This is a genomic window from Streptomyces sp. NPDC058678, from assembly GCF_042714835.1.
Classification (GTDB): domain Bacteria; phylum Actinomycetota; class Actinomycetes; order Streptomycetales; family Streptomycetaceae; genus Streptomyces.
Window position 1 is genome coordinate 118,455 of sequence record NZ_JBHXSG010000022.1, and the last position, 18,263, is coordinate 136,717.

The following is an 18,263-nucleotide window of genomic DNA, read 5'->3' on the forward strand; positions in this document are numbered from 1 at the left end:
GGGAAGATTTTTTCGCGGAACGGGCCGGGGCCCGTACCGCACGGGTGTGCGGTACGGGCCCCGGCCCACAGCGGGCGCGCTCAGCTCCAGGTGTACCCGTCGCCGATCAGCAGCCCGTGCTCCAGCACGTCCTCCATCGGATCGTCCACCTGGCCGGTGTTGACCAGTCCGACCCGCGGGCCGTTGTGCGAGGCGGTGTTGGTCTCGTCGGCGTGCGCGGCCCCCGCCGGAAGCCCGCACACCGCCGTCAGGGTCAACGCCCCGGACAGCAAACGCGCCACGGTCCTCGCCCGCTCGTTCGTCATTGCACGACCCCTCGTTCGTCGTTTCGGCGTCTGATCGGACACTGCGTCCACCCGTTCATCTGCCGAAACCACGAAAAGGTCACGCTGAGCAACCCTTACGTGATCTTGAGGTGCTCAGTTGTGGCTGTGCAGGATCTCGTTCAGACCGCCCCAGACCGCGTTGTTCGGGCGGGCCTCGACCGCGCCCGTGACCGAGTTGCGGCGGAAGAGGATGTTGGAGGCGCCGGACAGCTCGCGCGCCTTGACGATCTGCCCGTCGGGCATGGTGACGCGGGTGCCGGCGGTGACGTACAGCCCCGCCTCGACCACGCACTCGTCGCCGAGCGCGATGCCGACGCCCGCCTCGGCGCCGACCAGGCAGCGCTCGCCGATGGTGATGCGGACGTTGCCGCCGCCGGACAGGGTGCCCATGGTGGAGGCCCCGCCGCCGATGTCCGAGCCGTCACCGATCACGACGCCCGCGGAGATGCGGCCCTCGACCATCGACGTGCCGAGCGTGCCGGCGTTGAAGTTCACGAAGCCCTCGTGCATGACCGTGGTGCCCTCGGCGAGGTGCGCGCCGAGGCGGACCCGGTCGGCGTCGGCGATGCGGACGCCCTTCGGGGCCACGTAGTCCGTCATGCGCGGGAACTTGTCGATCGAGGTGACCTGGAGGTGCAGGCCCTCGGCGCGGGCGTTCAGCCGCACCTTCTCGACGTCGTCCACCGCGACCGGGCCGAGCGAGGTCCAGGCGACGTTGGCGAGGTGGCCGAAGATGCCGTCGAGGCTCTGGCCGTGCGGCTGGACCAGGCGGTGCGAGAGCAGGTGCAGGCGCAGGTAGACGTCGTGCGCGTCGATCGGCTTGTCGTCGAGGGAGCCGATGACCGTACGGACCGCGACCACCTCGACGCCCCGGCGGGCGTCCGGACCGAGCGCCGCGGCCGCGCCGCCACCGAGCAGTTCCGCGGCGCGCTCGGCGGACAGCCGTTCGGTGCCGGACGGGCCAGGGCCGCCCTCGGCAGTCACAGCGGTGAGCTCGGGCGCGGGGAACCAGGTGTCGAGGACGGTGCCGTCGGCGGCGAGTGTGGCGAGGCCGGCGGCAACGGCGCCGGTGGTGCGAGGAGCAGTCGTGTCGGTCATGAGGGCAACCTAACCGGCAGGGCGGGGTGAGGGCTAACCGGTGCGCCCGGCGTCTCATGTGCCGGGCGCACCGTCCGGGATCCGGCCGGGTCGGACCGGGCTCAGGCCCTGCCGAAGAGCCTGCCGAAGGCCCGGATCAGGGCCGCTCCCCCTTCTCGTCCACCACCGCCGTCACGAGCCGTGCCCCGCTGAGCACGACGTCGCCCTTGCTCCACTGCACGTCGCCGCGCTCCGCCACCGACCGGTACCCGGCGTAGAGGTAGGTGGCCGGGTCGAGGAGGACCTCGTCCCGGTAGGGGTTGGCGGCGTTCTTCAGGTACAGCGCGTAGGCGCTGCGCCCCGCCTCGTCCTGGACCTCGGCGGCCTGCACGCCGGGGATCGTGGCGAGGGCCCGGTAGACCTTGGCGAGGCCGGCGGGGTCGTAGGCGTAGGCCCGGCTGAGGACGACCACGAGGGCCCGGAACTCGTGCTGGGGACGGGTCTCCGTCTCGTCGGTGGCGTAGAAGAACGCGCGCGCCTTCGCCCGGACCTTCGCCGGGTCGTCCGGCAGGCTCCTGAGGAACTCGTACTCCTCCCTGGGCGAGTGGTCGTCACCGGCCTTGCCGTCCTCCATCTTCGGATCGTCGTACGGCTTCCAGTCCTCGCTGGTCTGCGGCCCCGGCTCGTCGTCCGTCACGTTCGTCTCGACGGACTTCACGTAGATCCACTGGCCGTCGCGTGCGGTGACCGCGGGACCGGCGGCGATCGTGGCGGCGGCGTCGTTCAGGAGGTCCTTGGCGCTGCCGAGTTCGAGGGTGTACCCGGGTCCGGTGCCCGGCCGCACTCCGTCCGGGCCGCGGTCGAGAACCTGCGTCCCGACCAGGGTCACCGCCGTGATCAGGGCCGCCGTCGCCGCGGCCGTCAGCCGCCAGTCACCCCACAGCCGGCGGGCGCGGGTGCGGCCCGTCGCCTCCCGCAGCAGCCGGTCGCGCCCGGCGAGAAGGGGCGCGCGCTCGGCCGCCGGAGCCTCGGCCCGCAGTTCACGGACCGCCGTCATCTCGTCCATGTCAGAACACCTCCGTGGTGTCGAGCGTGAATGCGGGGTCGGCGCCCAGGGCCGAACGGACCTTGCGGCGGGCGCGGTTGAGCCGGGAGCGCACGGTGCCGACGGGGATCCCGAGCGCCTCCGAGACCTCGGTGTACGTCAGGTCCGCCCAGGCCACGAGCAGCAGCACATGCCGGTCGCCCACGGACAGCGCGGCCAGCGCCCCGGCGAGCGGGGCCTGTGCGGCCTGCGCGGTGACCCGGTCGTCGGCGCGCTCGGACCAGGTCTCGGCGACCGGGTCGTGCCCGGTGCGGGCCAGCGCCCGCAGGGCCCGCACCTCGGTGCGGCGCTGCTTGCCGACGAGGTTGCCCGCGATGCCGTAGAGCCAGGGGCGGGCGTTGGGGCGGGTGGTGTCGTAGCGGGACCGGAGACGGAAGGCGATGAGGAAGGTCTCCGCTGTGATGTCGTCGGCGGCGCCCACGCCCAGCCGGCGTTCCACGTAGCGGTGGATGTCGGGGGCGTACCGGTCGTAGAGGCGGGCGAAGAGCTCCGGTTCCTCCAGGGACTGGGCGACGACCTGGGCGTCCTCGGGCGAGGACGGATCCGGTGGTCCGGTCACGTGGCGGCCTCCGTGGATGGGGTCGGGGTGAGGATGTCACCCGCTGTTCCCCGACGTCGGCAAAGCGGTTCACGGACCGGCGTGCCCCGACCGCGGCCGGCCCGGGTTCACGCGTCCGCGTCGATGACCCTCGACAGCATCTCGCGGGCGTACTCCTCGTCGTACGGCGTCCCCGTCAGCAGCACCTGCAGACAGATCCCGTCCGTCAGCGCCACCAGCGCCCGCGCGGTGACCGGGTCGGCGCGGGCGGCGAGCCGGTCGGCGAGGTCGTCGGCCCACTCGGCGGCGACCGGGCGCAGGGCGGGGCGGCGCAGGGCGGCCAGATAGAGCTCGTACTCCAGCTCGACGCCGGTGCGCTCGCCGGCCAGCCACTCGCCCAGCAGGCCGGCGAGTTCGGCGGCCAGGTCGGTGTGCGGGTCGGCGAGGCCGCCGCGGGCGGCGATCACCTTGGCGAAGCCCTCGTTGGCCTGGCGGAGCGCCGCGACCATCAGCTCGTCGAGGGTCTTGAAGTGGTACGTCGTGGAGCCGAGCGGCACGTCGGCCTCGGCGGCGACAGAGCGGTGGCTCAGCCCGGCGAGGCCCTCGGCCCCGACGACCCGGATCGCCGCGTCGATGATCCGCTGCCGCCGCTCGGGGTCGTAGCGGCGGGGCATCAGTGCGCACCGCCCAGGTTGAGCACCACCACGCCGACGATGATCAGCGCTGTGCCCGCCGCCTTGGCCACGGTCATCCCCTCCCCCAGGAACACCATCCCGATGGCGGCGATGGCCGCTGTGCCGACGCCGGCCCAGATCGCGTACGCGGTACCGACCGAGAGGGTCTTCAGTGTCTGGGCGAGCAGCACGAAGGAGACGACGTAGCCGAGGACGGTGAGCAGCGAGGGCACCGGCCTGCTGAAACCGTCGCTGTACTTCATGGCCGTGGTCCCGGCGACCTCGGCGGCGATCGCCACGGCGAGCAACAGGTATCCCATGTGTACGAGCGTACATAACGCTCGCTGCTCGTGTCGGACACGCACGCCTTGCGCCCTCGACCGGACGTGGTCACCAGCCGGCTGCCACCGGACCCGGTTCGCGCACCCGGTGCCAGGCGGTCGGCGGTCCGTCGCTTGGCGTGAGCGGCGCGTCGGAGGGCGGACACCTTGCGGTAGTGGAGCGGTTCGGGGGGTCGGGCCGGAGCGCTCCGCTCAGCTCGTAGCCGTGACGTTCCAGCCGTCGACCCAACACGGCCTCGCACAGCCATGTCTGATCCGGGGTCAGCCGCAGCTGCCGGCTGCCCGCCCGCGAGGCGCCCAGGGTGCCGTGGGTGCGCCGGTGCCCGGTCTTGCGCGCGGTCACGGCCGCACCGGCCATCCGGTGCGGCTCGGTCATCTCGGGCGCGTACTCCGCGTCCAAGTAACCGCAGAGCTCCCTCAGTCGAAGCTCCGCATCGGCCACCAGGTCCTCGAAGCGCAGCTCGTGCCAAGCCGCCGTGCCACCAGGCATCCACAGCAGCGAGGCGACGCAGCGGCGGCCGTCCCGCACGCGGCACACCAACTGGGCGTCCGGGAAGAGCCGCAGGATCCCCGACACGTGCAGGGCGTACGCGGGCCGCTTGTCGCCCCAGCGCACCTTGCCGTGCCGTTCCGCGTACGCCCTGAGCGGGGTCCCGAGCAGGACGAAGCGGTTGTCCGGGGGCAGCGCGATCCTCGGGTGCGCGTGCGGCAGCAGCTGCAACAAAGTGGTGCCGGAGCGCGGACAGCCGAGCACGAAGACGGGGCGTACGGAGGCGGGTGCAGAGGTAACCACTCGCCGACGCTGCCGGGGCCGAATGAGGTGAAGCTGGGGCCACCCTGGGAAGGGGTTGTGAACATCCGACCTCGTGTGAAACCGGGGAGGCCGAAAACCACTCGTCCAAACGGCTCCCAGGAGTTCACCGGCTCCACTAGTGTTTCACCGTTCACCCACTTCCCCGTCTCGGCCGCAGCCGTCGCCCCAGGCGCCCGCCGGAGGAATCGCGCATGCCACTAAGCAAGTCCCGGCCCCCTCAGAACCAGCCATGGGAGAGCGGCTGGTCGCCGGACACCACCCGGGTGCCGGGAACACGACGCCTGTGGCTGGCCGGCGCGCTGGCGATAGCCACGGTCGCCGCGTGTGTGACGGCGGTGACCGTGACGGATCATCACGCCGACGACCCGTCACCCGCACCGGACCAGGCGGCCGCCGTGGACCCGAGCGGCCCCGGTCTGATCTCCTACGCCACCCCCTCCACGACCGGCGCTTCGGCATCCGGCGACAAGAGCGCGTCACCGTCCGCCCGGACGACCACGAGCGCCCCCGAACCACAGGGCTCGGCCTCCGCGCACCCGCCCGCCGCTCCTGCCGATCCCCCCACCCCGAGTGGGAGTTCGTCCGCCCCGAAGCCCTCGACGACATGGCGTTCGGTCCGCTCGGTCAACTACCCCGAGCGCTACTGGCACATCAGCGGCGGCCTGGTGCGGCTCGACCCGGTCGGCGGCTCGGAATCCCGCGAGGACTCCACCTTCAAGCTGGTCAAGGGCCTGGCCGACAGCTCCTGCCACTCCTTCGCCACGGCCGACGGCAAGTATCTCCGGCACCGCAACTTCGTCCTGCGCGCGGACCGCAACGACGGCTCGTCCCTCTTCAAGCAGGACGCCACGTTCTGCCCCCGCACCTCACCGGTGTCCGGCGCGATCATGCTGGAGTCGGTCAACTTCCCGGGCCGCTTCCTGCGCCACAAGGACTTCACGATCCGTCTGGAGTCGTACCAGCACAGCAGCCTGTACCAGGCGGACTCGGCGTTCCGGCTGGTGGCCGGGCTGGCCTGAGCACGAGAAACGGCGACGCCCGAGGGCGTCGCCGTTCGCTTCGGCTCGTGGATCTCAGACGTTGAAACCGAGCGCCCGCAGCTGCTCCCGCCCGTCGTCCGTGATCTTGTCGGGGCCCCACGGGGGCATCCAGACCCAGTTGATGCGCAGCTCGTTGACGAGGCCGTCCGTGGCGGACTTGGCCTGGTCCTCGATGACGTCCGTCAGCGGGCAGGCCGCCGAGGTCAGGGTCATGTCGATCGTCGCGATGTTCGCGTCGTCGATGTGGATGCCGTAGATCAGGCCGAGGTTGACGACGTCGATGCCCAGTTCGGGATCGACGACGTCGTACAGGGCCTCGCGGACCTCTTCCTCAGAGGCCGGCTTCATCTCAAGGGTCTCGCTCATGCCGTCTTCCTTTCGGCGTCGGCTCCGCCCAGGGCCTGGGCCGTCGCGTCCTTCCACGCCATCCAGCTCAGGAGAGCGCACTTCACCCGCGCCGGGTACTTGGAGACACCGGCGAACGCGACCGCGTCCTCCAGCACCTCCTCCATCGCGTCGTCGGGCTCGATCCGGCCCTTGGACTGCATCAGCTCCAGGAAGGTCTCCTGGATCCTCTGCGCGTCCGCCAGGTCCTTGCCGACCAGCAGGTCGTTCAGCACGGAGGCCGAGGCCTGGCTGATCGAGCAGCCCTGGCCCTCGTACGACACGTCCTCGATCGTGGTGCCGTCGTACTTCACCCGCAGCGTGATCTCGTCACCGCAGGTCGGGTTGACGTGGTGCACCTCGGCGTCGCCATCGCGCAGACCACGCCCGTGCGGGTGCTTGTAGTGGTCCAGGATGACTTCCTGGTACATCGAATCCAGCTTCACGATCCAGCCAGCCCCTCAGCCGAAGAAGTTCCGTACGTGCTCCAGGCCGTCGACCAGAGCGTCGATCTCGGCCGGCGTGGAGTACAGGTAGAACGACGCTCGCGTGGTCGCAGGAATTCCGTACCGCAGGCAGACCGGGCGTGCGCAGTGATGACCCACGCGTACCGCGATGCCCTGCTCGTCGAGGACCTGGCCCACGTCGTGCGGGTGGATGTCACCGAGCGTGAACGAGATCGCCGCGCCGCGGTCCTCGGCCGTGGTGGGGCCGATGATCCTGAGGCCCGGCACCTCGGCGAGCTTGTGCACCGCGTACTCGGTGAGCGCGTGCTCGTGGGCGAGGATCTTGTCCATGCCGATCGACGACAGGTAGTCGATCGCCGCGCCCAGACCGACCGCCTGCGCGATCGGCGGGGTGCCCGCCTCGAACTTGTGCGGAGCGGGAGCGTACGTCGACGAGTGCATCGACACCGTCTCGATCATCTCGCCGCCGCCCAGGAACGGGGGCAGGTCCTCCAGCAGCTCCTGGCGGCCCCAGAGCACGCCGATGCCGGTCGGACCGCACATCTTGTGGCCGGTGAAGGCCACGAAGTCGGCCTGCAGGGCCTGTACGTCCATCGGCATGTGCGGCGCGGCCTGTGAGGCGTCGATGCAGACCAGCGCGCCGACCTCCTGCGCGCGGCGCACTATCGCCTCGACCGGGTTGACCGTGCCCAGGATGTTCGACACCAGCACGAACGAGACGATCTTCGTCTTCTCCGTGATGATCTCGTCGATGTTGGAGAGGTCGAGCCGGCCGTCGTCGGTCAGACCGAACCACTTCAGCTTCGCGCCCGTGCGCTGCGCGAGCAGCTGCCACGGCACGATGTTGGAGTGGTGCTCCATCTCCGTGATGACGATCTCGGTCTCGTGGTCCACGCGGTAGGGCTCGTCGGCCCAGCCCAGCATGTTCGCCACGAGGTTGAGCGACTCGGAGGCGTTCTTGGTGAAGATCACCTCGTCGCGGCTCGGCGCGTTGATGAACGCGGCGACCTTGTCGCGCGCGCCCTCGTACAGCGCCGTGGCCTCCTCGGCGAGCACATGCACACCGCGGTGGACGTTGGCGTTGTAGCGCTCGTAGTACTCGTTCAGGGCGTCGAGCACCTGGCGCGGCTTCTGCGAGGTCGCCGCGTTGTCCAGGTACACGAGCTTCCGGCCGTCGTGGACCTGACGGTCCAGGATGGGGAAGTCCTTGCGGATCGCCTCGGTGTCGAGGAGGCCCGGCAGCTGTGTCACGCGGATGCGCCACCCTTCGTGTCGACTGCGTCGTGCTTCGCGTAGGCCTCGTAGCCCTCGTTCTCCAGCTTGTCGGCGAGCTCGGCGCCGCCGGACTCGACGATCCGGCCCGCGGAGAAGACGTGGACGTAGTCGGGCTTGATGTAGCGCAGGATGCGCGTGTAGTGCGTGATGAGCATGGTGCCCACCTCGCCGCTCTCGCGGACGCGGTTGACGCCCTCGGAGACGACACGGAGCGCGTCGACGTCCAGACCGGAGTCCGTCTCGTCGAGGATCGCGACCTTCGGCTTGAGCAGCTCCAGCTGAAGGATCTCGTGGCGCTTCTTCTCACCGCCGGAGAAGCCCTCGTTCACGTTGCGCTCGGCGAAGGCCGGGTCCATGTTGAGACGCTGCATGGTCTCCTTGACCTCCTTCACCCAGGTGCGCAGCTTGGGGGCTTCGCCGCGGATGGCGGTGGCGGAGGTACGGAGGAAGTTGGAGACGGAGACGCCGGGGACCTCGACCGGGTACTGCATCGCCAGGAACAGGCCCGCGCGGGCGCGCTCGTCGACGGACATCTCCAGGACGTCCTCGCCGTCGAGGGTGACGGTGCCGCCGGTGATCGTGTACTTGGGGTGACCCGCGAGCGAGTAGGCGAGCGTCGACTTGCCGGAGCCGTTCGGGCCCATGATGGCGTGCGTCTCGCCCTGCTTCACGGTGAGGTCGACACCCTTGAGGATTTCCTTCGTGCCGTTCTCGACCTCGACGGTGACGTGCAGGTCTCGGATTTCAAGCGTTGCCATGGGTGCCTCAGGACTCCTGGGAAAGGGAGACGAGCACATCGTCCCCTTCGATCTTTACGGGGTATACGGGGACGGGGCGCGTCGCGGGCAGGCCGGACGGTTTGCCGGTGCGGAGGTCGAAGCTGGAGCCGTGCAGCCAGCACTCGATCTGGCAGTCCTCCACCTCGCCCTCGGAGAGCGAGACGTTCGCGTGCGAGCAGATGTCGTGGATCGCGAACACCTCCCCCTCGGTACGCACGACCGAGACCGGCGTGCCGTCGAGTTCCACCCGCTTCGGGGTGTCCTCCTCCAGCTCGCTCAGCCCGCAGGCGCGTACGAACGTCGACGGGGCAGTCATCAGACCGACGCCTCCAGCTCCTCGTCGATCTTCACGAGAAGGCGCTCTTGGATGTCGTCGACACCGATCTGCTGGACGAGCTCGGCGAAGAAGCCGCGGACCACCAGGCGACGGGCCTCCTCGGCGGGGATGCCGCGGGCCATCAGGTAGAAGAGCTGCTCGTCGTCGAAGCGGCCGGTCGCCGAGGCGTGGCCGGCGCCGACGATCTCGCCGGTCTCGATCTCGAGGTTCGGCACGGAATCGACCCGGGCGCCGTCCGTGAGGACGAGGTTCCGGTTCATCTCGTACGTGTCGGTGCCCTCGGCCGTGGCCTCGATGAGCACGTCGCCGATCCACACCGCGTGGGCGCCCTCGCCCTGGAGCGCGCCCTTGTAGGCGACGTTCGACTTGCAGTGCGGGGTGTTGTGGTCGACGAGGAGGCGGTGCTCCTGGTGCTGGCCCGCGTCGGTGAAGTACAGGCCGAACAGCTCGGCCTCGCCGCCGGTGCCGGCGTACGCCACGCGCGGGTGCAGGCGGACGAGGTCGCCGCCGAAGGTGACCACGAACGACTTGAAGGTGGCGTCGCGGCCGATCAGCGCGTTGTGCTGGGCCACGTGCACGGCCTTGTCGTCCCAGTCCTGGACGGAGACGACGGTCAGCTTGGCACCGTCGCCCAGGATGTAGTCGACGTTGGCGGCGAGTACGGCGTCACCGGTGTGGTCGATGACGACGACGGCCTCGGCGAAGGCTCCCAGCTCGACGACCTGGTGGCCGTAGGCGACCCCGCCCTCGCCGTGCACGGCGATGCGGATCGGCTCCGTGAGCACCGTCTCCTTGGGGACGGTGACGACACCGGCCTTCTCGAACGCCGAGTACGCCTGGGCCGCGACGCGGTCCACCGGGGTGCCGGCCTTGCCGATCCGGGCGTCGTCACGGCCGACGAGCTCGACGACGACGCCCTCGGGGGCGTCGACGGTGATCTTCAGGCCGTCGCCGGCGACCGCGGTGCCGTCGTGCAGCCCGCGCAGCCGCTCCAGCGGCGTGAACCGCCACTCCTCCTCGCGGCCGTGCGGGACCGGGAAGTCCTGCACGTCGAAGGACGGGGGCGCGCTCATGCGCGTGGCGACGGTCGACTCGGCGGCCACCGCGATCTGGCCCGCGGTGGTGGAGCCCACGGGGATGTTCTGAGCCTCAGCCATGGCTGTCGGTCTGCTCTCTTCCTACGTCAGAAATTCGCTAGCTGGTCCGGAGGGCGGGCGTCAGCCGACCGCGCCTTCCATCTGCAGCTCGATCAGCCGGTTGAGCTCGAGGGCGTACTCCATGGGGAGCTCCTTGGCGATGGGCTCGACGAAGCCGCGCACGATCATGGCCATCGCCTCGAACTCCGTCAGACCACGGCTCATCAGGTAGAAGAGCTGGTCCTCGGAGACCTTGGAGACGGTCGCCTCGTGGCCCATGGACACGTCGTCCTCGCGGACGTCCACGTAGGGGTACGTGTCGGAGCGGGAGATGGTGTCGACGAGCAGCGCGTCGCACAGCACGTTCGACTTGGAGCCGTGGGCGCCCTCACCGATCTCGACGAGACCGCGGTAGGAGGTACGACCGCCACCACGCGCCACCGACTTGGAGACGATGTTGGAGGAGGTGTTCGGCGCCATGTGGACCATCTTGGAGCCGGCGTCCTGGTGCTGCCCCTCGCCCGCGAAGGCGATGGAGAGGGTCTCGCCCTTGGCGTGCTCGCCCATCAGGTAGACGGCCGGGTACTTCATCGTCACCTTGGAGCCGATGTTGCCGTCGATCCACTCCATGGTCGCGCCCTCGTACGCCACGGCGCGCTTGGTGACCAGGTTGTAGACGTTGTTCGACCAGTTCTGGATGGTCGTGTAACGGCAGCGGGCGTTCTTCTTGACGATGATCTCGACGACCGCGGAGTGCAGCGAGTCCGACTTGTAGATCGGGGCCGTACAACCCTCGACGTAGTGCACGTAGGCACCCTCGTCGACGATGATCAGCGTCCGCTCGAACTGGCCCATGTTCTCCGTGTTGATGCGGAAGTAGGCCTGGAGCGGGATCTCCACGTGCACGCCCGGCGGCACGTAGATGAAGGAGCCGCCCGACCACACGGCGGTGTTCAGGGAGGCGAACTTGTTGTCACCGACCGGGATGACGGTCCCGAAATACTCCTTGAAGAGCTCCGGGTGCTGCTTCAGCGCGGTGTCGGTGTCGAGGAAGATGACGCCCTGCTCCTCCAGGTCCTCGCGGATCTGGTGGTAGACGACCTCGGACTCGTACTGGGCCGCGACACCGGCGACGAGGCGCTGCTTCTCCGCCTCGGGGATGCCGAGCTTGTCGTACGTGTTCTTGATGTCCTCAGGCAGGTCCTCCCAGGACTCCGCCTGCTTCTCCGTGGAACGTACGAAGTACTTGATGTTGTCGAAGTCGATCCCCGACAGGTCCGAGCCCCAGTTCGGCATGGGCTTCTTGCCGAACAGGCGCAGGCCCTTGAGGCGGAGCTTGGTCATCCACTCCGGCTCGCTCTTCTTCGCGGAGATGTCGCGGACGACGTCCTCGTTGATGCCGCGCTTGGCAGAGGCGCCGGCCGTGTCGGAGTCGGCCCAGCCGTATTCGTACTTGCCCAGGCCCTCGAGCTCGGGGTGGGCAGTCTCCGTGGGGAGAGTCATGCGGGGTTCCTCCCGGCCGTGCTTGCAGATGCGTTGTCGGTGCTGTGGGAAATCTTGGGGATGAACGTCGTACAGACGCCGTCGCCGTGCGCGATGGTCGCCAGTCGCTGGACATGAGTGCCGAGCAGCTGGGAGAAGATCTCGGTCTCCGCCTCGCAGAGCTGCGGGAACTTTTCCGCGACGTGGGCCACCGGGCAGTGGTGCTGGCAGAGCTGCTCGCCGACCGGTGCGCTTCGCGCCGTAGCAGCGTACCCGTCCGCGCTCAGGGCCTTGGCCAGCGCTTCGGTCCGCTCTTCGGGGGCGGCGGCCTCGATGGCCTTGCGGTACGCGGTGGCCTGTTCGGCGATCCGGGCGCGGGCGAAGGCGACGACCGCCTCCTCCCCGCCGAACCGCTCCTGGATGAAGCGCAGGGCGTCCGCGGCGAGCTTGTCATAGGACTGGTCGAAGGCGTCGCGGCCGCAGTCGGTGAGCGCGAAGACCTTGGCGGGCCGGCCGCGCGTGCGCGCTCCGTACACCCGCTGTTCCCGGGCCTCCACGACGTCGTCGGCGACCAGCGCGTCCAGATGCCGGCGTACGGCCGCCTGGGTGAGTCCCAGCCGTCCGGCCAGCTCGGTGGCGGTCGACGGCCCGTGGTCCAGGATGGACCGCGCGACCCGGTTGCGCGTCGAGCGCTCACCAGTCGCTAGCTCCTCCTGCGGGGCCCCCTTGGGGGTCTCCCGAGCCTCGCCGACGTATTTCACAACGCCATTGTTGCGTAATTCCTCTGAGGCAGGCAAGCGGAGCCCCGGCCGACCGACGGTGCCCTGCGTCACTTAGGCTTACCTAATCTGACCTGCGGAAACGATCTTTGATCGATCAAACCGGTGGCGCCGACCGACCCCGTCCGGGACACTCCCGCCCATGCCCACACCCCCTCCCACCGGCCCTCTTGTCACTCGGGACCTCGTCGCGGCGCAGCTGCGCGCACTGGGTGTCGAACCCGGCGAAACCCTCCTCGTCCACTCCTCCCTCAGCTCACTCGGCTGGGTCTGCGGAGGAGCCGTCGCAGCCGTCCAAGGACTGCTCGACGCGCTCGGTCCGGACGGCACCCTGGTGGTGCCCAGCCAGTCCAGCGACCTCTCGGACCCGGCCCACTGGGGTCGCCCGCCGGTGCCCGAGGCCTGGTGGGAGACGATCCGGGCCACCATGCCCGCCTACGACCCGCTCATCACGCCCACCCGCGGGCTCGGGGTGATCCCGGAGACCGTGCGGACGTGGCCGGGGGCCCTGCGCAGCGCACATCCCCAGACCTCGTTCGCGGCGCTCGGCCGGCGCGCGACGGAGGTGACCTATGGACACGCCCCCGACTGCCGGCTCGGCGAGCACAGCCCGCTCGCCCGGCTGGAGGCGCTCGAAGCCCGGGTGCTGCTGCTGGGCACCGGGTACGACACCTGCACCAGCTTCCACCTGGCCGAGTACCGCATACCGGCGCCGCTCGTGAAGGTGGGCCGCCCGGGAGCGGCGGGCTGGGAGGTGGTCACCGAGGTGTCGATCGACTCGGACCGGTTCGACGAGCTGGGCCACGACTTCGAACGGGACCGCCCCGTCGTACGCGGAAAGGTGGGCGCCGCCGACGTACGGCTGTTCCCCGTGGCCGACGCGGTGGCCTACGCGGAGCGATGGCTGGCGGTGCACCGGCCGCGCGAGGAGGAGCTCTGAGGCCCGGCCCGTCCGAGCCGGAGATGGAGATCTCGTACCCGCCGGTCTGGGCCCCCGCACGCGTACCTAGACTCTGGACCCATGCGAAGTGAGCCCGTGGTCCAGGTCCAGGCCCTGGTGAAGCGGTACGGCAGGAAGACCGCGGTGGACGGCCTCGACCTGGTGGCCAAGGCGGGCGTGACCGCTGTACTGGGCCCCAACGGGGCGGGCAAGACGACGACGGTCGAGACCTGCGAGGGATACCGGAAGCCGGACTCCGGCACAGTGCGCGTCCTGGGCCTCGACCCGGTGAGACAGTCGCGACAGCTGCACCCCCGGATCGGCGTGATGCTGCAGTCCGGGGGCGTCTACTCGGGCGCGCGGGCCGACGAGATGCTCCGGCACGTCGCCAAGCTGCACGCCCACCCCCTGGACGTGGACGCGCTCATCGAGCGCCTGGGCCTCGGCAGTTGCGGCCGGACGACCTACCGGCGCCTGTCGGGAGGCCAGCAGCAGCGGCTCGCGCTCGCCATGGCGGTCGTCGGCCGCCCCGAACTGGCGTTCCTGGACGAGCCCACCGCCGGCCTCGACCCGCAGGCCCGCCACGCCACCTGGGACCTCGTACGGGACCTGCGCGCCGACGGCGTCTCCGTGATCCTCACGACCCACCACATGGACGAGGCCGAGCAGCTCGCCGACGACGTCGCGATCATCGACGCGGGCCGGGTCATCGCCCAGGGCTCCCCGGAGGAGCTGTGCCGCGGCGGCGCCGAGAACACCCTGCGCTTCAGTGGCCGGCCGGGCCTGGACGTCGGGTCCCTGCTCAAGGCACTCCCGGCGGACTGCACGGCCGCGGAGCTGACGCCGGGCTCGTACCGGATCGGCGGCAAGGTCGACCCCCAACTGCTCGCGACGGTCACCTCCTGGTGCGCGCAGCACGGGGTGATGCCGGAGAAGATCTCGGTCGAACGGCACACGCTCGAAGACGTGTTCTTGGAGCTCACGGGCAAGGAGTTGCGTTCATGATTCCGGCTGGCACGCGGATCTGCTGGGGGTCCGGGGGTCACCCCCCGGGAAGACACAGCCTGGAGCTCACGGGCAAGGAGTTGCGTTCATGATTCCGGCTGGCACGCGGATCTGCTGGGGGTCCGGGGGTCATCCCCCGGGAAGACACAGCCTGGAGCTCACGGGCAAGGAGCTGCGCTCATGACCACCGGCACCTACGCGCCGCGGCCGGGTGCCGCTCCGCTCCCCCGCATGATCGGGGCGCAGGCCGCGCTGGAGACGAAGATGCTCCTGCGCAACGGCGAGCAACTGCTGCTCACCGTCGTGATCCCCACGCTGCTGCTGGTGCTGTTCAGCTCGGTCGACATCGTCGACACGGGCGCCGGCGAGGCCGTGGACTTCCTGACACCCGGCATCCTCGCGCTCGCCGTGATGTCGACGGCGTTCACCGGGCAGGCCATCGCCACGGGCTTCGAGCGCCGGTACGGCGTCCTCAAGCGCCTCGCCTCCTCGCCCCTCCCCCGCTGGGGCCTGATGACCGCGAAAACGCTGGCCGTGCTGGTCACGGAGGTCCTCCAGGTCGTCCTGCTGACGGTGATCGCCTTCGCGCTGGGCTGGTCGCCGCACGGCAACCCCTTCGCCGTACTGCTTCTGCTGGTCCTCGGGACGGCCGCCTTCTCGGGGCTCGGCCTGCTGATGGCGGGCACGCTGAAGGCGGAGGCCACGCTGGGCGCCGCCAACCTGGTCTTCCTGCTGCTGCTGGTGGGCGGCGGGGTGATCGTGCCGCTGGACAAGTTCCCCTCCGGCGCCCAGGACGTGCTCGGGCTGCTGCCGATCTCGGCGCTGTCCGACGGGCTGCGGGACGTGCTCCAGCACGGCGCCGGGATGCCGTGGGGCGACCTGGGGATCCTCGCCGCGTGGGCGGTCGTGGGGCTGGCGGCGGCTGGGCGGTTCTTCCGCTGGGAGTAGGCCGAGGCGCCGGGGAGGGCCCCTCGTGAAAGCGTGCACAAGCGGCCCCCTACGATGGGACGCGTGCCAAAAGTGACCCGCGCCGACGCCGTGACGGCCGTCCGCAACCCGCTCGCCTTCATCGCCGCACGCTGGACCCCGACGCCCCGCACGGTCCGGCGGGCGGCGCTCGCCGCACTCGTCATGTCGGTGGTCATCGTGGTCACCGGCGGTGCCGTGCGACTCACGGGGTCCGGGCTGGGCTGCCCGACCTGGCCCAAGTGCACCGACGACTCGCTGACCACCACCAGCGCGATGGGCTTCCACGGCGCCATCGAGTTCGGCAACCGCATGCTGACGTACGTGCTGTGCGCGGCGGTCGGCTGGGCGATCATCGCCGCGCGCTCCGAGAAGCCGTACCGGCGCGGCCTGACCCGGCTGGGCTGGGCGCAGTTCTGGATCGTGATGAGCAACGCGATCCTCGGCGGCATCGTGGTCCTGGTCGGCCTCAACCCGTACACGGTCGCGGCGCACTTCGTGGCGACCTCCGCCCTGATCGCGGTCGCCACGGTGATGTGGCAGCGCACCAGGGAAGGCGACGGGACGCCCCACCGGTCGGTCGGCGGGGCGGTGCGGCAACTGGTGTGGTTCCTGGTCGCCGCCACCGTCCTGCTTATCCTGGTCGGCACGGTCGTGACCGGCGCGGGACCGCACGCGGGCGACTCCAGCGAGGTCGAACGGATGCCGCTCGACTGGGAGACCGTCAGCAAGGTGCACGCCGTACTGGCCTGGATCGTGGTGTCGCTGACGTTCGCCCTGTGGTTCGTCCTCAAGGCGGTCGACGCCCCGAAGGGGCCGCTGGCGCGCACCCGCGACCTCTTCCTGATCCTGCTCGCGCAGGGCGTCATCGGATACGTCCAGTACTTCACCGACCTTCCCGAGATCCTGGTCGGCCTGCACATGCTCGGCTCCGCCCTGGTGTGGATCGCGGTGCTGCGCGTGCTGCTGGCTCTGCGGGAGCGGCCGGAGGCGGTTGCCGAGGTGCCGGGACAGTCGAGCGAGGCGACGCTGACGCGGGCGTAGGCGTGAGCGCGCGGCCGTAACTCACTCCAGCCCGTACACCCGCCTGGCGTTCCCCGCCGCGATCAGCCCCGCCACCCGCTGCGCGTCCCCCAGCGACCACGCCCCCTCGGCCACCCAGGTGCCCAGCACCCGGCCCAGCGCCTCCCGGAACAGCCGCGCCCCCACGACGTGCAGCTCGGGCAGGCCCTGTGCCCCGCTGGAGAAGAGGATCTTCCCGAAGGGGGCCAGCTCCAGGATCTCCGCGAGGACGGTGGCGGCGCGGGCCCCGGTCCGTACCAGCGCGGCGCCCGAGTCGGCGTACACGTGCGGGAAGACCCCGGCGAGGTGGGCCGCGTGCCGGTGGTACGGGTAGCCGTGCAGCAGCACGAGGTCCGTGCCGAGGCCCGCCGTGGCCCGGACGAAGTCCGTCAGCAGCACCGTATCCGTACGGTCGATGCGCAGCCCCGGTTCGCCCAGTCCGGCGTGCAACTGGAGCGGTAGGCCGGAGGCGACCGCGATCCACAGCAGGTGCCGCAGCAGCACCGGGTCGCTCAGCTCGCCGCCGACCCGGCGTCCGGCGAGCCAACGGCCGGCGGCGCCGCGGACCTCGCCCGGTCCCGGCGGCTCGGGTGCGAGCGCGAGCCCGTGCCGTACGCCCGCCACGGAGGTGAAGGCCACGGCACCCGACGCGGCGCCGTGCACCGACTCGGCGAGGTTGGCGAGGAAGGACTCGACGGTGCCGGAGGTGTCGGCGACCTGCTCGGCGAGCAGTTCGAGCCGCACGATCTCGCGAGCCTGGGCTTCCGCGGCGGACGCCATCTCGGCGGGCCCGGTCAGGTCGCCGGGCAGCCCGGTGTCGACCAGGTACGTCGTGATTCCACTGCCGCGCAGCAGCCTGCGGCCCGATTCCAGTACGCCGAGTTCACGGCGCCGGGCGAGATAGCGGGCGGGCGGGCAGTGCGGCTCCAGACCGAGCAGCGGGGGGCACCAACGGCGTACGGCGAACCCGGTCTGCGTGTCGAAGAGCGTCGTACCGGGCGCGGGCGGACCCTCGGTCCGGGCCAGCTGGGCCTCGAAGGTGCCGAGGCCCAGCTCCGTTCTCAGGACGCCGTGACAGTACTGGTCCACGAGGGACGGCGTTTCGATCATCCGGGCTCCCCACGCTTGGACTCTGGCTTTCTCAGGTCCTAACGGGTGAACCGGGCCCTAGGTGTTGCAGTCACACACCCCGTGCGAAGCGTTCCGCGGGGGGAGCCGATATGGGGTGGCGCGGGTGGCTCCGAAACCGCGGGGCCGTTCGTGGCTGGTCGCGCGGTTCCTCGCGCCCCTTCAGGGCGTTGCTCAGCCGTTGCTCGGGCCGCCCACCTGGATTCCCGCCATGCGGCTCCATTCGTACGGGCCGGTCTTCACCTTGGCCGCGAACTCGCCGTCGAAGTCCTCGTGGACGGTGATCCCGGCCTTCTCCACCGCCTGCTCGGCGAGCGCGTACGAGGGGGCGACCACGTCGCCCCAGGCGCCGTCCTCGCCGACGAGCACGATCCGGGCGCCGCGCTCCCCGAGGTACGCGATCTGTCCCTCGGCCCCGCCGTGCTCCTTGGAGAAGCCGCTGATCTGCTTGGCGAGCCGGGTCACTTTGCGCTCGGCCTTCGGGTCCACCTGCTGCGTGTCTGCCATGGTCAGGATGCTACCGACGGGTAGATCAAACGGCGACGGGCGGGGTGGGGGGGCGTTGCCCCCCACCCCCCCCCGGACCGGGGCGAAAAACAAGAAGGGGT

The 18,263-nt window shown here is 70.5% G+C and carries 22 protein-coding genes; 5 read left to right on the forward strand and 17 right to left on the reverse strand.

Annotation, left to right across the window (positions count from 1 at the left end):
- Positions 1-80: 80 nt before the first annotated feature.
- The 7 genes from ACFWWR_RS21295 to ACFWWR_RS21325 all read right to left on the reverse strand — a co-directional run bounded on the left by ACFWWR_RS21295 (position 81) and on the right by ACFWWR_RS21325 (position 4,854).
- Complete coding sequence (locus tag ACFWWR_RS21295) at positions 81-305, reverse strand: hypothetical protein (protein WP_384304769.1); 225 nt, start codon at positions 303-305, stop codon at positions 81-83.
- Positions 306-419: 114 nt separating this feature from the next.
- A complete protein-coding gene (gene dapD / locus ACFWWR_RS21300; RefSeq protein WP_383865119.1) occupies positions 420-1,424 on the reverse strand; it encodes a 2,3,4,5-tetrahydropyridine-2,6-dicarboxylate N-succinyltransferase in 1,005 nt (334 codons plus the stop codon).
- A gap of 136 nt (positions 1,425-1,560) precedes the next feature.
- The gene (locus ACFWWR_RS21305; protein WP_384304771.1) at positions 1,561-2,469 is read right to left on the reverse strand and encodes a CU044_5270 family protein; all 909 of its coding nucleotides are present in this window, start codon (positions 2,467-2,469) and stop codon (positions 1,561-1,563) included.
- Between the two features lies 1 nt (position 2,470).
- On the reverse strand, positions 2,471-3,067 hold the full coding sequence (locus tag ACFWWR_RS21310) for an RNA polymerase sigma factor (protein WP_384304774.1): 597 nt from the start codon (positions 3,065-3,067) through the stop codon (positions 2,471-2,473).
- Positions 3,068-3,174: 107 nt separating this feature from the next.
- Positions 3,175-3,720: a TetR/AcrR family transcriptional regulator gene (locus tag ACFWWR_RS21315; RefSeq protein WP_384304776.1), complete on the reverse strand. Its 546-nt coding sequence runs from the start codon at positions 3,718-3,720 to the stop codon at positions 3,175-3,177.
- Positions 3,720-4,040: a DMT family transporter gene (locus tag ACFWWR_RS21320; RefSeq protein WP_383865304.1), complete on the reverse strand. Its 321-nt coding sequence runs from the start codon at positions 4,038-4,040 to the stop codon at positions 3,720-3,722. Before ACFWWR_RS21320 ends, ACFWWR_RS21315 begins: the two co-directional genes overlap by 1 nt.
- Positions 4,041-4,110: 70 nt before the next feature.
- On the reverse strand, positions 4,111-4,854 hold the full coding sequence (locus ACFWWR_RS21325; protein ID WP_384304778.1) for a sulfotransferase family protein: 744 nt from the start codon (positions 4,852-4,854) through the stop codon (positions 4,111-4,113).
- Between the two features lie 212 nt (positions 4,855-5,066).
- Here ACFWWR_RS21325 and ACFWWR_RS21330 point away from each other — a divergent pair, with 212 nt between their 5' ends.
- On the forward strand, positions 5,067-5,894 hold the full coding sequence (locus ACFWWR_RS21330) for an AbfB domain-containing protein (RefSeq protein ID WP_384304781.1): 828 nt from the start codon (positions 5,067-5,069) through the stop codon (positions 5,892-5,894).
- A 54-nt stretch (positions 5,895-5,948) separates the two neighbouring features.
- Here the strand turns inward: ACFWWR_RS21330 and ACFWWR_RS21335 are convergent, their stop codons facing one another.
- From ACFWWR_RS21335 to ACFWWR_RS21370, 8 genes are read right to left on the reverse strand one after another with little or no spacing between them, the layout of a single operon-like run.
- Positions 5,949-6,281 (reverse strand): metal-sulfur cluster assembly factor, encoded by a 333-nt coding sequence (locus tag ACFWWR_RS21335; protein ID WP_020130530.1) that lies wholly within the window; start codon positions 6,279-6,281, stop codon positions 5,949-5,951.
- Entirely contained in the window at positions 6,278-6,745 is a 468-nt protein-coding gene (sufU, locus tag ACFWWR_RS21340; protein WP_383865105.1) for a Fe-S cluster assembly sulfur transfer protein SufU, read from the reverse strand. The genes ACFWWR_RS21335 and sufU overlap by 4 nt, the downstream gene beginning before the upstream one ends.
- Before the next feature lie 15 nt (positions 6,746-6,760).
- On the reverse strand, positions 6,761-8,017 hold the full coding sequence (locus tag ACFWWR_RS21345) for a cysteine desulfurase (protein WP_383865102.1): 1,257 nt from the start codon (positions 8,015-8,017) through the stop codon (positions 6,761-6,763).
- Complete coding sequence (sufC, locus tag ACFWWR_RS21350; RefSeq protein ID WP_217235704.1) at positions 8,014-8,799, reverse strand: Fe-S cluster assembly ATPase SufC; 786 nt, start codon at positions 8,797-8,799, stop codon at positions 8,014-8,016. Before sufC ends, ACFWWR_RS21345 begins: the two co-directional genes overlap by 4 nt.
- A 7-nt stretch (positions 8,800-8,806) precedes the next feature.
- Positions 8,807-9,136 carry a non-heme iron oxygenase ferredoxin subunit gene (locus ACFWWR_RS21355; protein WP_383865099.1) on the reverse strand — a complete coding sequence of 110 codons (330 nt, stop codon included), beginning with the start codon at positions 9,134-9,136 and terminating at the stop codon, positions 8,807-8,809.
- Positions 9,136-10,314 carry a Fe-S cluster assembly protein SufD gene (gene sufD, locus ACFWWR_RS21360; protein ID WP_384304783.1) on the reverse strand — a complete coding sequence of 393 codons (1,179 nt, stop codon included), beginning with the start codon at positions 10,312-10,314 and terminating at the stop codon, positions 9,136-9,138. Before sufD ends, ACFWWR_RS21355 begins: the two co-directional genes overlap by 1 nt.
- A gap of 60 nt (positions 10,315-10,374) precedes the next feature.
- On the reverse strand, positions 10,375-11,796 hold the full coding sequence (gene sufB / locus ACFWWR_RS21365; RefSeq protein ID WP_217235701.1) for a Fe-S cluster assembly protein SufB: 1,422 nt from the start codon (positions 11,794-11,796) through the stop codon (positions 10,375-10,377).
- Positions 11,793-12,536: a helix-turn-helix transcriptional regulator gene (locus ACFWWR_RS21370; RefSeq protein WP_384304786.1), complete on the reverse strand. Its 744-nt coding sequence runs from the start codon at positions 12,534-12,536 to the stop codon at positions 11,793-11,795. Before ACFWWR_RS21370 ends, sufB begins: the two co-directional genes overlap by 4 nt.
- A 160-nt stretch (positions 12,537-12,696) precedes the next feature.
- On the opposite strand from ACFWWR_RS21370, the gene ACFWWR_RS21375 reads away from it, so the two are divergent.
- The 4 genes from ACFWWR_RS21375 to ACFWWR_RS21390 all read left to right on the forward strand — a co-directional run bounded on the left by ACFWWR_RS21375 (position 12,697) and on the right by ACFWWR_RS21390 (position 16,509).
- On the forward strand, positions 12,697-13,494 hold the full coding sequence (locus ACFWWR_RS21375; protein WP_384304787.1) for an aminoglycoside N(3)-acetyltransferase: 798 nt from the start codon (positions 12,697-12,699) through the stop codon (positions 13,492-13,494).
- An 81-nt stretch (positions 13,495-13,575) separates the two neighbouring features.
- Entirely contained in the window at positions 13,576-14,499 is a 924-nt protein-coding gene (locus ACFWWR_RS21380; protein ID WP_383865086.1) for an ABC transporter ATP-binding protein, read from the forward strand.
- 180 nt (positions 14,500-14,679) lie between these two features.
- A complete protein-coding gene (locus ACFWWR_RS21385) occupies positions 14,680-15,447 on the forward strand; it encodes an ABC transporter permease (protein ID WP_384304790.1) in 768 nt (255 codons plus the stop codon).
- A gap of 54 nt (positions 15,448-15,501) precedes the next feature.
- Positions 15,502-16,509, forward strand: coding sequence for a heme A synthase (locus ACFWWR_RS21390; protein ID WP_383865080.1), 1,008 nt, complete (start codon positions 15,502-15,504; stop codon positions 16,507-16,509).
- A gap of 21 nt (positions 16,510-16,530) precedes the next feature.
- On the opposite strand, the gene ACFWWR_RS21395 is transcribed toward ACFWWR_RS21390, so the two are convergent.
- The gene (locus tag ACFWWR_RS21395) at positions 16,531-17,637 is read right to left on the reverse strand and encodes an amidohydrolase family protein (protein WP_384304793.1); all 1,107 of its coding nucleotides are present in this window, start codon (positions 17,635-17,637) and stop codon (positions 16,531-16,533) included.
- A gap of 192 nt (positions 17,638-17,829) precedes the next feature.
- A complete protein-coding gene (locus ACFWWR_RS21400; RefSeq protein ID WP_383865074.1) occupies positions 17,830-18,162 on the reverse strand; it encodes a hypothetical protein in 333 nt (110 codons plus the stop codon).
- Between the last annotated feature and the right edge of the window lie 101 nt (positions 18,163-18,263).